The 12,477-nt window shown below is 68.2% G+C and carries 9 protein-coding genes and 1 pseudogene; 5 read left to right on the top strand and 5 right to left on the bottom strand.

Features of this window, described 5'->3' with window-relative positions:
• Positions 1-3 precede the first annotated feature (3 nt).
• The 5 genes and pseudogenes from ACILR4_RS12285 to ACILR4_RS12265 all read right to left on the bottom strand — a co-directional run bounded on the left by ACILR4_RS12285 (position 4) and on the right by ACILR4_RS12265 (position 5,893).
• On the bottom strand, positions 4-876 hold the full coding sequence (locus ACILR4_RS12285) for an EamA family transporter (protein ID WP_395701144.1): 873 nt from the start codon (positions 874-876) through the stop codon (positions 4-6).
• Between the two features lie 10 nt (positions 877-886).
• Complete coding sequence (locus ACILR4_RS12280; RefSeq protein WP_395701143.1) at positions 887-2,563, bottom strand: Na/Pi cotransporter family protein; 1,677 nt, start codon at positions 2,561-2,563, stop codon at positions 887-889.
• A gap of 13 nt (positions 2,564-2,576) precedes the next feature.
• Positions 2,577-3,934 (bottom strand): annotated as a pseudogene (locus tag ACILR4_RS12275) (aldehyde dehydrogenase family protein).
• A gap of 2 nt (positions 3,935-3,936) precedes the next feature.
• Positions 3,937-5,160: a phosphonoacetate hydrolase gene (gene phnA / locus ACILR4_RS12270; protein WP_395701142.1), complete on the bottom strand. Its 1,224-nt coding sequence runs from the start codon at positions 5,158-5,160 to the stop codon at positions 3,937-3,939.
• Positions 5,153-5,893, bottom strand: coding sequence for a phosphonate utilization associated transcriptional regulator (locus ACILR4_RS12265; protein ID WP_395701141.1), 741 nt, complete (start codon positions 5,891-5,893; stop codon positions 5,153-5,155). Before ACILR4_RS12265 ends, phnA begins: the two co-directional genes overlap by 8 nt.
• 185 nt (positions 5,894-6,078) lie before the next feature.
• Here ACILR4_RS12265 and ACILR4_RS12260 point away from each other — a divergent pair, with 185 nt between their 5' ends.
• The 5 genes from ACILR4_RS12260 to ACILR4_RS12240 are packed head-to-tail and all read left to right on the top strand — an operon-like array spanning position 6,079 to position 12,472.
• Complete coding sequence (locus ACILR4_RS12260; protein WP_395701140.1) at positions 6,079-7,122, top strand: putative 2-aminoethylphosphonate ABC transporter substrate-binding protein; 1,044 nt, start codon at positions 6,079-6,081, stop codon at positions 7,120-7,122.
• Positions 7,119-8,201, top strand: a complete 1,083-nt coding sequence (locus tag ACILR4_RS12255) for a putative 2-aminoethylphosphonate ABC transporter ATP-binding protein (RefSeq protein ID WP_395701139.1) — start codon at positions 7,119-7,121, stop codon at positions 8,199-8,201. The genes ACILR4_RS12260 and ACILR4_RS12255 overlap by 4 nt, the downstream gene beginning before the upstream one ends.
• Positions 8,198-9,907, top strand: coding sequence for a putative 2-aminoethylphosphonate ABC transporter permease subunit (locus ACILR4_RS12250; protein ID WP_395701138.1), 1,710 nt, complete (start codon positions 8,198-8,200; stop codon positions 9,905-9,907). The genes ACILR4_RS12255 and ACILR4_RS12250 overlap by 4 nt, the downstream gene beginning before the upstream one ends.
• 11 nt (positions 9,908-9,918) lie before the next feature.
• Positions 9,919-11,052, top strand: a complete 1,134-nt coding sequence (locus ACILR4_RS12245) for a 2-aminoethylphosphonate--pyruvate transaminase (protein ID WP_395701137.1) — start codon at positions 9,919-9,921, stop codon at positions 11,050-11,052.
• Positions 11,053-11,089: 37 nt separating this feature from the next.
• Positions 11,090-12,472, top strand: a complete 1,383-nt coding sequence (locus tag ACILR4_RS12240; protein WP_395701136.1) for a glutamine synthetase family protein — start codon at positions 11,090-11,092, stop codon at positions 12,470-12,472.
• Positions 12,473-12,477: the final 5 nt, after the last annotated feature.

The following is a 12,477-nucleotide window of genomic DNA, read 5'->3' as shown; positions in this document are numbered from 1 at the left end:
GCATCACCCCAGCCGCAATGCCATCACCCCGCCCACGATGACGGCGGTGCCGAGGGCGCGCTGGATGCCGAAACCTTCCTTCAGCACCAGCGTGCCGATCACGGTGGCGAACAGCACCGAGGTCTCGCGCAGCGCGGCGACGCTGGCCACCGGCGCGCGGGTCATGGCCCACAGCGCGATGGCATAGCTTCCGATGGACGCGGCACCGCCCAGCGCGGCCAGCGGCCAGCGCCGGCGTGCGTAGGCCAGCGCCATCCGGCGCTGCTCGGGGCTGCGGCGCGACCACACCAGCGCCGAGTACGGGAAGCCGTCCAGCACGAACAGCAGCATCACGTAGGCCGCCGCGGTGTGGCCGGCGCCGACCGTGGTGCGCACGCCCTTTCCGTCGACGAAGGTGTACAGCGCGATGATCAGCGCATTGGTGAAGGCATAGGCCAGCGCCTTGCGGTGGTGCAGCGTCTCGCCGGGATGGGCCAGCCCGACCATCGCGACGCCGGCGGTGATGCCCAGGATGCCGGCCCAGGCCAGCGGCGTCGGCGATTCGCCCAGCACCAGGCCGCTGAACAACGCCACCAGCAGCGGCGCGCTGCCGCGCATGATCGGGTAGGTCAGGCCCAGCTCGCCATGGTGGTAGGCCCCGGCCAGCGCGATGTAGTAGCCGATGTGGATGACCAGCGAGGCGCCGATGAAGGGCAGCGCCTGCACCGGCGGCAGGCCGAACACCAGCAGCAGCGGCAGCGCCACCACCGAGCCGAGGAAGTGCACCAGCGCGGTGTCGAGCTCCTTGTCGCCGCTGGACTTGACCAGCGCATTCCACGAGGCATGCAGCACGGCGCCGAACAGCACGGCCGCCATCACCGGCCAGGTGAGCGTCATCGGGTACGACTCATCGGGCCGAGGGCTCCTCCGCGTCCAGCGGGGCGAGTGCCGAATGGCGGATGCGCGTCTGCGTCAACGCACCGGCCGATTCGAGGATCGGGTAGGCGATCGAGCAGATGTGCGAGTTGATGCGCTTCAGGTCGCTGATCAGGTCCAGGTGCAGCGAGCTGGTCTCGATGCTCTGCGCGGTGTTCTCCTGCAGCCGCGCGATGTGGCTGCCCGCGTACTCGTGCTCCAGGTCGCGGAAGCGCGCCTTCTCTTCCAGCAGCTTGCTCGCGTCGCGCACATGGCCGTCGAGGAACACGCTCATGCCCAGGCGCAGGTTGGCCAGCAGGCGCTCGTGCAGGTGGCAGATCTCGGCCATGCCGGCATCGGAGAAGCGGCGGCTCTTGCGGATCTTCTTGTCCTCGATGTCCTGCAGCACGCGCTCGATGATGTCGCCGATCTGCTCCATGTTGATCGTGAACGAGACGATGTCGGTCCAGCGCCGGCTCTCGCGTTCGGACAAGGCCTCGCGCGAGATCTGCGTCAGGTAGAACTTGATCGCCGAGTACAGCTCGTCGACCACGTCGTCCATGCGGCGCAGCTTCTCGGCCAGTTCCAGGTCGTTGTTGCGCATCACCGGCAGGATGCCGCGCAGCATGGTCTCCACCACGTCGGCCTGGTGCAGCGCCTCGCGCGCGGCGCAGCTGATGGCCAGCGAGGGCGTGGCCAGCGCGGACTTGTCCAGGTGCCGCGGCCTTTGCGTGTCCGCCACCGGTGGCGTGGTCAACAGCGATTCGATCAGCCGCGCCACCGGCTGCGTCAGGCCGATGAACAGGACGGCGAGCATCACGTTGAAGGCCAGGTGGAACACCACCACCTGCTGGTGCACCGTGTCCACCCACTGCTGCAGCAGCACGTGCGCCTCGGGCAGCAGCGGGATGGCGATCAGGCAGCCGACCGCCTTGAACACCAGGTTGCCCATCGGCAGCCGGCGCTCGGCCACCGGCCCGCGCGCGGTGGTGAACACCGCCAGCAGGCCGCTGCCGAAGTTGGCGCCCAGCACCAGGCCCAGTGCCACCGTGGCCGGCACGATGCCCGAGGCCGCCAAGGTGGCGGTGAGCAGCACGATGGCCAGGCTGGAGTACGACAGCACGGTGAGCAGCGCGCCGACGAAGATGTCCAGCAGCACCTCGTTGGGCAGGGCGACCAGCAGCGCGCGCACCGGCGGCGACTGCATCAGCGGCCGCGTCGATTCGCCGATCATCTGCAGCGACAACAGGATCAGCCCGAGGCCGATGGCCACGCGGCCGAGCCGGCCGGCGGTGGTCTTCTCGCGCGTCACGAACATCACGACGCCGATGAAGATCAGGAACGGCGACAGCCACGACAGGTCGAACGAGAACACCACCGCCATCAGGCTGCTGCCCATGTCGGCGCCCAGCATCACCGCCAGCGCGGCCGACAGCGGCACCAGGTTGCGGCCGAGGAAGGACGAGATGATCAGGCAGGTGGCCGTGCTGGACTGGATCAGGCTGGTCACGCCCAGGCCCGCCAGCACCGCGCGCCAGCGCGCGCTCATGCTGACCGACAGCACGTGGCGCAGGTTCTCGCCGAACACCCGCAGGATGCCGGTGCGGACGATCTGCGTGCCCCAGACGAGCAGCGAGATCGCGGCGAGAAGGTTCAATAGATGGATCATTGACGGTGCATCGTCACCAAGGCAATGAATAGGTCTTGAGGTTCGTGAAGCTCTTCATCGCTTCCTGCACCCCTTCCTTGTAGCCCAGGCCCGAGTCCTTGATGCCGCCGAAGGGCGTGAGCTCCAGGCGGTAACCCGGCACTTCGCGCACATTCACCGTGCCCACGTGCAGCTCGCGCACGAAGCGGCTGATGACGTCCAGGCGCTGCGTGCACAGCGAGGACGACAGCCCGTAGGCCGTGCCGTTGGCCATCGCGATGGCCTCGTCCACCGAGCCGAAGGCGATGATCGGCGACACCGGGCCGAAGGTTTCCTCGCGCACCACGGTCATGCGCGGGTCGACGCGGTCGAGCACGGTCGGCGCGAACAGCGCGCCTTCGCGCCGGTGGCCGCACAGCAGCCGCGCGCCCTGCGCGATGGCCTCGTCGACCCGCTGCTCGAACAGGCGCGCCGCGGCCTCGTCGATCACCGTGCCCATCTCGCTGGCCTTGTCGGCCGGGTCGCCATGGCGCCAGGCCTTGGTCTTCTCGACCACCAGCTCGGTGAAGCGCGCGGCCACCGCCTGGTGCACCAGCATGCGCTTGATCGCGGTGCAGCGCTGGCCCGAGTTCTTGTACGAGCCCTGCACCGCCAGGGTCGAGGCCTCGTCGAGGTCGGCATCGTCCATCACGATGATCGGGTCGTTGCCACCGTGACGAGGTCGACCGCGGGATGCGTCAGCAGTTCGTCGGCGATCTCGGCGGGCGAGCCGGTGACGATGCTCAGCATCTCGGGCGGCAGCCCGGCCTCGTACAGGATGTCGGCGAACAGGATGGCCGACAGCGGCACCTTCTCGCTGGGCTTCAGCACCATGCGGTTGTTGGTGGCGATGCTGGGCACCACCTTGTGCGCCACCTGGTTCATCGGGTGGTTGAACGGCGTGATGGCGCTGATGACGCCCAGCAGCGGCTCGCGCAGCGTGTGCACGCGGCGCTGCCGGCCGTGCGGTGTGATGTCGCAGCTGAAGCTCTGGCCGTCGTCCTTCAGGCATTCGTTGGCGCCGAACATCAGCACGTCGGCCACGCGGCCGGCTTCATAGGTGCTGTCCTTCAGGCACAGCCCGCTCTCGGCGGTGATCAGCGCGGCGATCTCGGCCGTGCGTTCGCGCACCGCGGCGGCGGCACGGTTCAGGATGTTCGAGCGCTCGAAGCGCGTGAGCTTCGGCTTGTAGGCGCGCGCAATCTCGAAGGCCCGCTGCACCTCGGCCAGCGTGGCCTTGGGCACGCTGCCTACCGGCTGGCCGGTGTACGGGTTGCGCACGGTAATGACGCGGTCGCCGCCGCGATCGGCGCCGACCTTCTCGCCGGCGAGTCGGAAGCCTTCGCTGCGCATGGTCACTGCGCCCGGTTGAGAGCGAGGTCGAAGGCGTCGAAGTTGCGCCAGCGGCGGCCACTCTCGGCCTCGGCCTGCGCGCTGGCGATGCGGCGGTTCAGGATCAGCGGCACGCGCTGCTCGGAGACGCCGCCGTGCGAGCGCAGCGGCACTTCCAGCGCGCTCAGGTCATGGCGCGACGCCGCCGTGCCGATCACCGTGAAGCGCTCGGACACCACCACCAGGTCGCCGATGCGGTCGGCCGGCAGTTCGTAGGCGCGGGCCGCCTCCTCGCGCGAGAGCACCCGCTCGATGCCGGGCAGCGAGGCGATGCAGGCCATCGCCCGTGACAGGTCCTCTTCGCCCAGGTAGACGGTGGCGAACGAGCCCAGCGCGCCGTGGTGCACGACGTAGGGGTCGGTGATCGGCAGGATCACGCGCGAGCGGCCGGCGCCCAGCCAGCCGTCGAGCCGGTCCTGCAGGTAGATGACGTCGGGGTTGCCGTCCATCTTCGTCTTCGCGTTCATGCCGTGGTCGGCGGTCAGCGCGATCACGCAGCCCATCTCGTCCAGCGCGGCGAGGTAGCGGTCCATCATCGCGTAGAAGGCATTCGCGCCCGGCGTGCCCGGCGCATGCTTGTGCTGGATGTAGTCGGTGGTCGACAGGTACATGACATCGGGCCGGCGCGTGCGCATCAGCGCGACGCCGGCGGCGAACACGAATTCCGACAGCTCGGCGCTGTAGACATCGGGCACCGGCCGCTGCACCAGGCCCAGCACGTCGGCGATGCCATTGGCCGCCTGCGTCACCTGGTCGGCCTTCTCGGACGAGAAGCAGATGCCGTTCATGCCCTTGCCCAGCAGCAGGCGCAGCTTGTCCTTCGCGGTGACCACCGCGCAGGACTTGCCGGCGTTCGCCAGCGCGGCCAGCAGGGTCGGCGCGCGCAGCCACTTGGGGTCGTTCATCATCACCTCGGTGCCGGTCTCGACATCGAGGAGGTAGTTGCCGCAGATGCCGTGCACTGAGGGCGGCACGCCGGTCACGATGCTCAGGTTGTTCGGGTTCGTGAAGCTGGGCACCACGCACTCGGCCACCAGCGCGGTGCCCTGGGCCAGCGTGCGCTTCATCCACGGCATCTGGCCGCCGGCCACGGCCTGGGCCAGGTAGTCGGGCTCGCAGCCGTCGACGCAGACGACGACCGTGGGTTGCTTCGGCAGCGCGTAGCGCCGCCCGTTGACTTCAAGCATTCGACATCGCCTTTCGGTTCGCGGCTGCCGCGGCGCCGGCCGGCTTCACCGTGGCGGCCTGCGGCATGTTGTTCTTCAGCGTGCGGTCCTTGCTGACCAGCACGTGCTCGCGCATCGCGCGGCCGGCGGCCGCGGGGTCGCCCGAGGCAATGGCCTTGACGATGGCGCGGTGCTCGCCGGCCGAGATCGGCAGCAGCTTGCGGTCGGCCAGGTTCATGCGGCGGAACAGCGACAGCTCGTTGATCAGCCGGCGGTAGATGGCGGTGAGCTTGCGGTTGCCTGTGAACTCGACCAGCTTGTCGTGGAAGTCGAGGTTCAGCAGGTGGTAGCTGTCGGCGTCGCCGGCCTTCACCGCCTTTTCCATCGCGTCGACCATCGCGCGCACGGCCTTCAGCTGCTCGGGCGTGATGCGCTCGGCGAGCTGGCGGCCCACGGCCTCGTCCATCATCGCGCGCAGGTCGTAGATCTCCATCGCTTCGTCGAGCGGGATGTCGCGCACGAACACGCCGCGGTTCTTCTCCTGGCGCACCAGGCCGGCCTCTTCGAGCATGCGGAAGGCCTCGCGCACCGGCCCCCGGGAAACTCCCAATCCGGTGGCGAGCTCGGCCTCGATCAGCTTGGCGCCGGGGGCCAGCTCGCCCTGCAGGATGCGGCGCTCGATCTCCTGCTGCACCACGGTGGTGAGCGAGCTGGACTGCAACAGGGCGATCGTCGGATGGGCCTCGCGCTTCATGCACCGCATTGGAAGCGGCCAACGGTAGATTGTCAACAATCAGCAAACTACCGTTGACACACTGGGAAACACGGCGATAGATTGGCCGCTCGCCCGGTGGGGGTGCCGCCTGTCATCAGGGGGTCATCACCGGCAGCGCACGCTCTCGCCCTTTCGCGTTTCCATCCGATCACAGGAGCTGTTCCATGCGAATCCCGGGTCCCTTCCAGACGATGCTTGCTGCCGGTGTGCTGCTGGCCCTTTCGCTGCCCGCGGCAGCCCAGAAGACCACGCTGCTGGTCTACACCGCGCTCGAGACCGACCAGCTCAAGGCCTACCAGGAAGGCTTCAACAAGGTCCACCCCGAGATCGAGCTGAAGTGGGTGCGCGATTCCACCGGCGTCATCACCGCCAAGCTGCTGGCCGAGAAGGCCAACCCGCAGGCCGATGCGGTGATGGGCGTGGCCGCCTCCAGCCTGGCGCTGCTGGACAAGAACGGCATGCTGGAGCCCTATCGCCCGCTGAACCTGGACGCGATCATGACGCAGTACCGGGACAAGAAGAACCCGCCGGCCTGGTTCGGCATGGACGTGTGGGGCGCGACGGTGTGCTTCAACACCGTGGAGGCGCAGAAGAAGAACATCCCGAAGCCCGAGACCTGGAAGGACCTGCTGAAGCCCGCGTACAAGGGCCAGATCGTGATGCCGAACCCGGCCTCCTCGGGCACCGGCTTCTTCGACGTCACCGCCTGGCTCGCGCTCTGGGGCGACGACAACGGCAAGGGCGGCGGCTGGAAGTACATGGACGGGCTGCACGAGAACATCGCGCAGTACACGCACTCGGGCTCCAAGCCCTGCAACATGGCCGCTTCCGGTGAATACGTGGTGGGCATCAGTTTCGAGTACCGCGCCAACGCCAACAAGGCCAAGGGCGCGCCGATCGACCTGGTGTTCCCGAAGGAAGGCCTGGGCTGGGACCTGGAGGCCTTCGGCATCCACAAGGGCACCAAGAAGCTCGACGCGGCCAAGAAGCTGGCCGACTGGGCTTCCAGCAAGGACGCGATGCTGCTGTACGGCAAGAACTTCGCGATCACCGCGCAGCCCGGCGTCGCCGCGCCGCTGGCCAATGTGCCGAAGGACTATGAAGCACGGCTGGTGAAGATGGACTTCAACGTGGCGGCGCAGAACCGCGAGCGCATCCTCGACGAGTGGAACAAGCGCTACAACGCGAAGTCCGAGCCGAAGAAGTGACGGCTGACAGCCCGTACCTGAAGCTGTCGGGCATCCGCAAGGAGTTCGGCAGCTTCGTCGCGCTCCAGGGCATCGACCTCGAGATCGCGAAGGGCGAGTTCGTCTGCTTCCTCGGCCCCTCGGGCTGCGGCAAGACCACGCTGCTGCGCATCATTGCCGGGCTCGAGGTGCAGACCTCGGGCCGCATCGAGATGGCCGGGCGCGACATCTCGCGCCTGCCGCCGGCCGAGCGCGACTACGGCATCGTGTTCCAGAGCTACGCGCTGTTCCCCAACCTCTCGATCGCCGACAACGTGGCCTACGGCCTGGTGAACCGCAAGGTGCCCAAGGCTGAAGTCAAGGCCCGCGTGGCCGAGTTGCTGGCGCTGGTCGGCCTGCCCGGCAGCGAAGCCAAGTACCCGGCGCAACTCTCGGGCGGCCAGCAGCAGCGCATCGCGCTGGCGCGGGCGCTGGCCACCTCGCCCGGGCTGCTGCTGCTGGACGAGCCGCTGTCGGCGCTGGACGCCATCGTGCGCGTGAAGCTGCGGCAGGAGATCCGCAGCCTGCAGCGCAAGCTGGGCGTCACCACCATCATGGTCACGCACGACCAGGAAGAAGCCTTCGCGGTGGCCGACCGCATCGTCGTGATGAACCAGGGCACGATCGAGCAGGTCGGCTCGGCCTTCGAGGTCTACCGCGATCCGGCCACCTTGTTCGTCGCCGATTTCGTCGGCCGCATCAATGCCCTGCCCGCGGTGCGCGAAGCCGCCGGCCTGCGCGTGGGCCAGCAGCTGTTCCAGTGCGATCCGGCGGCGCTGAACGGCCATGCCGAGGACGGCCGCGAGCTGCGCATCTACCTGCGGCCCGAAGACGTGCTGGCGCGGCCGATTCCACTCGGCGACCCGAACGTGTTCGAGGCGCAGATCGACAAGATCGAGTTCATGGGCCCGTACTGCCTGGTGCGCGTCACCAGTGAACAGCTCGGCAGCCACAAGCTCACGGTCTACCTGTCGCTGAACTACCTGGCCGAGGCGCAGCTGGAGGTCGGCAGCCGCCTGCCGCTGCGGCTGATGCCCGAACGCATGCGGGTGTTCGGATGAGCACGGCCGCCTTGCCGGCACTGGCGCCAGTCAAGCAACGAGTGCACTGGACAGAGCGGGTCGCGCATGTCGCGCTGGCGCTGGTGGCGATCGCTCTGCTCGCCTTCCTCGCGGCGCCGCTGGCCGCCATCCTGCAGAAATCGGTGCAGGACAACGATGGCCGCTTCGTCGCGCTGGCCAACTTCATCGCCTACGCGCGCACGCCGGCGCTGCTGGATTCGCTGTGGAACAGCGTGTGGGTCTCGCTGCTGGTCACGCTGATCACGCTGCCCACCGCCTTCGGCTTCGCCTATGCGCTGACCCGCAGCCGCATGCGCTACAAGCCGCTGGCGCGCACGATCACGCTGGTGCCGCTGCTGGCGCCCTCGCTGCTCTCGGCCATCTCGCTGATCTACTGGTTCGGCAACAAGGGTGTGCTGAAGAGCTGGCTGCAGGCGCTGGGGATCGAGCAGATCTACGGCGCACCGGGCATCGTGCTGGCCGAGGTGTTCTCGACCTTCCCGCATGCGCTGATGATCCTGGTCACCGCGCTCGCAGCCGCCGACGCGCGGCTGTACGAAGCGGCCGAGGCGCTGGGCACCAGCGCGCGGCGGCGCTTCTTCACGATCACGCTGCCGGGGGCGAAGTACGGCCTGATCTCCGCCGCGCTGGTGACCTTCACGCTGGTGGTCACCGACTTCGGCATTCCCAAGGTGATCGGCGGCAACTTCAACGTGCTGGCCACCGACGTGTTCAAGCTGGTCATCGGCCAGCAGGACTTCTCCAAGGGCTCGGTGGTGGCGCTGCTGCTGCTGGCGCCGGCGGTGCTGACCTTTGCGGTCGACCACTGGGTGAGCCGCAAGCAGACGGCGATGCTCACCGCCCGCGCCGTTCCCTATCGTCCAAAACGCGCGGCCCTGCGCGATGCGCTGATGTCGGCCTACTGCGCCGCCGTGTGCGCGCTGATCCTGGCGATGCTGGGCATGGCGGTGTTCGCCTCCTTCGCCAGCTTCTGGCCCTACAACCTGAAGCCCAGCCTGCGCCACTATGCGATGGGCCTGTTCGACGCCGAGGTGGGCGACGCCTTCGTCAACAGCCTGCAGATGGCCGCCGGCACCGCGCTGTTCGGCACCCTGCTGGTGTTTGCCGGCGCCTACCTGCTCGAGAAGACCCAGCGCGCGCAGCCGCTGCGCAGCCTGCTGCGCCTGCTGGCGATGCTGCCGATGGCCGTGCCCGGCCTGGTGCTGGGCCTGGGCTACATCTTCTTCTTCAACGCACCGGCCAACCCGCTGAACGCGCTGTACCACACGCTGGCGTTGATGACGATCTGCACCGTGGTCCACTTCTACACCACCGGCCACCTCACCGCGGTGACGGCGCTGAAGAGCCTGGACCCCGAGTTCGAGGCCGTCTCCGCTTCACTGAAGGTGCCGTTCTTCAAGACCTTCTGGCGCGTGACGCTGCCGATCTGCACGCCGGCCCTCGTGGACATTGCGCGTTATTTCTTCATCAACGCGATGACGACGATCTCGGCCGTGGTCTTCCTGTACGCGCCCGAGACCAAGGTGGCCGCGATCGCGATCCTGAACCTCGACGAAGCCGGCGAGGCCGGCGCGGCCGCCGCGATGGCGGTGCTGATCGCCGCGGCCAACACCGTGGCCACCTTGCTGTTCATGCTGGCCGGCTGGTGGATCGACAGAAGGACCCAGGCCTGGAAGCAGCCCTGACAACGGAGACCTTGACGATGGACCGCGACCGCATCCTGCTGACCCCGGGGCCGCTGACGACCAGCCTGCGCACCAAGCTCGCGATGCTGAAGGACTGGGGCTCGTGGGACGCCGACTTCAACGCCGTCACCGCGCAGCTGCGCGCGCGGCTGCTGGACATCGTGCACGGCCAGGGCACGCACACCGTGGTGCCCTTGCAGGGCAGCGGCACCTTCAGCGTCGAGGCGGCGGTGGCCACCATCGTCCCCCCGGGCGACAAGGGGGGCCACGTCCTGGTGCTGGACAACGGCGCCTACTGCAAGCGCGCCGCCAAGCTGACGCAGCTGATGGGACGCCGCGCCACCGTGCTGCCGTTTGCCGAGGAAGGGCCGGTGTCGCCCGCGGCGCTGGATCAGGCCCTGCGCGGCGATGCCAGCATCAGCCACGTGGTGCTGATCCATTGCGAGACCGGCACCGGCGTGCTGAACCCGCTGCCCGAGGTGGCCGCGGTGTGCCAGCGCCACGGCAAGGGCCTGATCGTCGATGCGATGTCCAGCTTCGGCGCGCTGCCGATTGATGCGCGCGAGATCCGCTTCGACGCGCTGATCGCCGCCAGCGGCAAGTGCCTGGAAGGCGTGCCCGGCATGGGCTTCGTGGTCCTGCGGCAGGAGGCGCTGGCGCGCAGTGCCGGCCACAGCCAGAGCCTGGCGATGGACCTGCACGACCAGCACCAGTACATGGAGAAGACCGGCCAGTGGCGCTTCACGCCGCCCACGCATGTGGTGGTGGCGCTGGCCGAGGCGGTGCAGCAGTTCATCGACGAAGGCGGCCAGCCGGCGCGGCTGGCGCGCTACCAGGACAACTGCCGCACGCTGGTCGAGGGCATGGCCGGCCTGGGCTTCAGGCCCTTCCTGAAGCCCGAGGTGCAGGCGCCGATCATCGTCACCTTCCATGCGCCGGCCTCGCCGGCCTACGACTTCAAGCGCTTCTACGCGGCCGCCAAGCAGCGCGGCTTCATCCTCTACCCGGGCAAGCTGACCGAGATCGAGACCTTCCGCGTCGGCTGCATCGGCGCGATCGGCCGCAACGAGATGGCCCAGGCCGTCAATGCGGTGGCCGACACGCTGCGCGAGATGGGGATCGCCTCGGGCGCCCCGGCGCTCTGATCATCCGCCGCTAACACACCAAGAACACGGAGCCACGATGCCCAGCAAGAAGCAGACTCAGCGCATGCCCACCGAGCACCCGGCCGTCGCCGCAGTGCGTGCCGCCGGCGCCACCAAGGTCAAGGTGGCCTGCAGCGACATCGACGGCATCCTGCGCGGCAAGTACCTGCATGTCGACAAGTTCATCGGCGCCACCACCGGCGGCTTCGGCTTCTGCGACGTGGTGTTCGGCTGGGATTCCGGCGACCAGTGCTACGACAACACCAGCGTCACCGGCTGGCAGCATGGCTTCCCCGATGCGCTGGCGCGGCTGGACCTGAGCACTGCGCGCCGTGTGCCCTGGGACGGCCAGGTGCCCTTCTTCCTCGGTGAATTCGTCAATGCCGACGGCACGCCCTTCCCGGTGTGCCCGCGCCAGGTGTTGAAGCGCGTGCTGAAGCGCGCCGAGAAGCTCGGCCTGCAGCCGATGGCCGGCATGGAATTCGAGTGGTTCAACTTCAGCGAGACGCCGCAGACCTGGGCCGCCAAGCAGGGCGTGGCGCCCGAGCCGATCACGCCCGGCATGTTCGGCTACTCGCTGCTGCGCATGGGCGACCAGCGCGGCTTCTTCAACGCGCTGATGGACGAGATGCTGGCCTTCGGCGTGCCGATCGAGGGCCTGCACACCGAAACCGGCCCCGGCGTCTACGAAGTGGCCATCGCCTTCAGCGAGGCGCTGGAAGCGGCCGACCGCGCGATCCTGTTCAAGACCGGTGCCAAGGAAATCGGCAAGCGCTTCGGCATCATGCCCAGCTTCATGGCCAAGTGGAATACCAAGCTGCCCGGCTGCTCGGGCCACATCCACCAGAGCCTGTCGGACGGCAAGAGCAACCTGTTCTTCGACGCGAAGAGTTCGCGCTCGATGAGCAAGCTGTTCGAGAGCTACCTCGCCGGCCAGCTGGCCTGCCTGATGGAGTTCGCGCCGATGTTCTGGCCGACGATCAACTCGTACAAGCGGCTGGTCGACGGCTACTGGGCGCCGGTCAAGCCGACCTGGGGGCTGGACAACCGTACCGCGAGTTTCCGCGTGATCGCGGGTTCGCCGAAAGCGACGCGGCTGGAGACACGCTGCCCGGGCGCCGACGTGAATCCGTACCTCGCGATGGCGGCGGTGATTGCCGCCGGCCTGCACGGCGTCGAAAAGGGCCTGAAGCTGACGACGCCGCCGATCACCGGCACCAACCAGGGCGCGGAAGACGTGCCGCGTGCACCGCGCTCGCTGATCCGCGCCACCCATAACTTCAAGCTCTCGACGATCGCACGCGACTGGTTCGGCGACGTCTTCGTCGACCACTTCGCCGCGACGCGGGAGTGGGAACACCGCCAATGGCAGGACGCGGTGACCGATTGGGAAATGAAGCGCTATTTCGAGATCATCTGAGGCCC

It is taken from the genome of Aquabacterium sp. (genome assembly GCF_044226965.1).
Classification (GTDB): Bacteria; Pseudomonadota; Gammaproteobacteria; order Burkholderiales; family Burkholderiaceae_C; genus Pseudaquabacterium.
Note: the sequence above shows the minus strand (reverse complement) of the source record. Positions and strands in the feature narration are given on the sequence as shown.

Excerpts from the sequence above, each read along its gene's own strand:
- ACILR4_RS12285 (WP_395701144.1), bottom strand. The coding sequence starts at position 876 with ATGACGCTCACCTGGCCGGTGATGGCGGCCGTGCTGTTCGGCGCCGTG.
- ACILR4_RS12280 (WP_395701143.1), bottom strand. The coding sequence starts at position 2,563 with ATGATCCATCTATTGAACCTTCTCGCCGCGATCTCGCTGCTCGTCTGG.
- phnA (WP_395701142.1), bottom strand. The coding sequence starts at position 5,160 with ATGCTTGAAGTCAACGGGCGGCGCTACGCGCTGCCGAAGCAACCCACG.
- ACILR4_RS12265 (WP_395701141.1), bottom strand. The coding sequence starts at position 5,893 with ATGAAGCGCGAGGCCCATCCGACGATCGCCCTGTTGCAGTCCAGCTCG.
- ACILR4_RS12260 (WP_395701140.1), top strand. The coding sequence starts at position 6,079 with ATGCGAATCCCGGGTCCCTTCCAGACGATGCTTGCTGCCGGTGTGCTG.
- ACILR4_RS12250 (WP_395701138.1), top strand. The coding sequence starts at position 8,198 with ATGAGCACGGCCGCCTTGCCGGCACTGGCGCCAGTCAAGCAACGAGTG.
- ACILR4_RS12240 (WP_395701136.1), top strand. The coding sequence starts at position 11,090 with ATGCCCAGCAAGAAGCAGACTCAGCGCATGCCCACCGAGCACCCGGCC.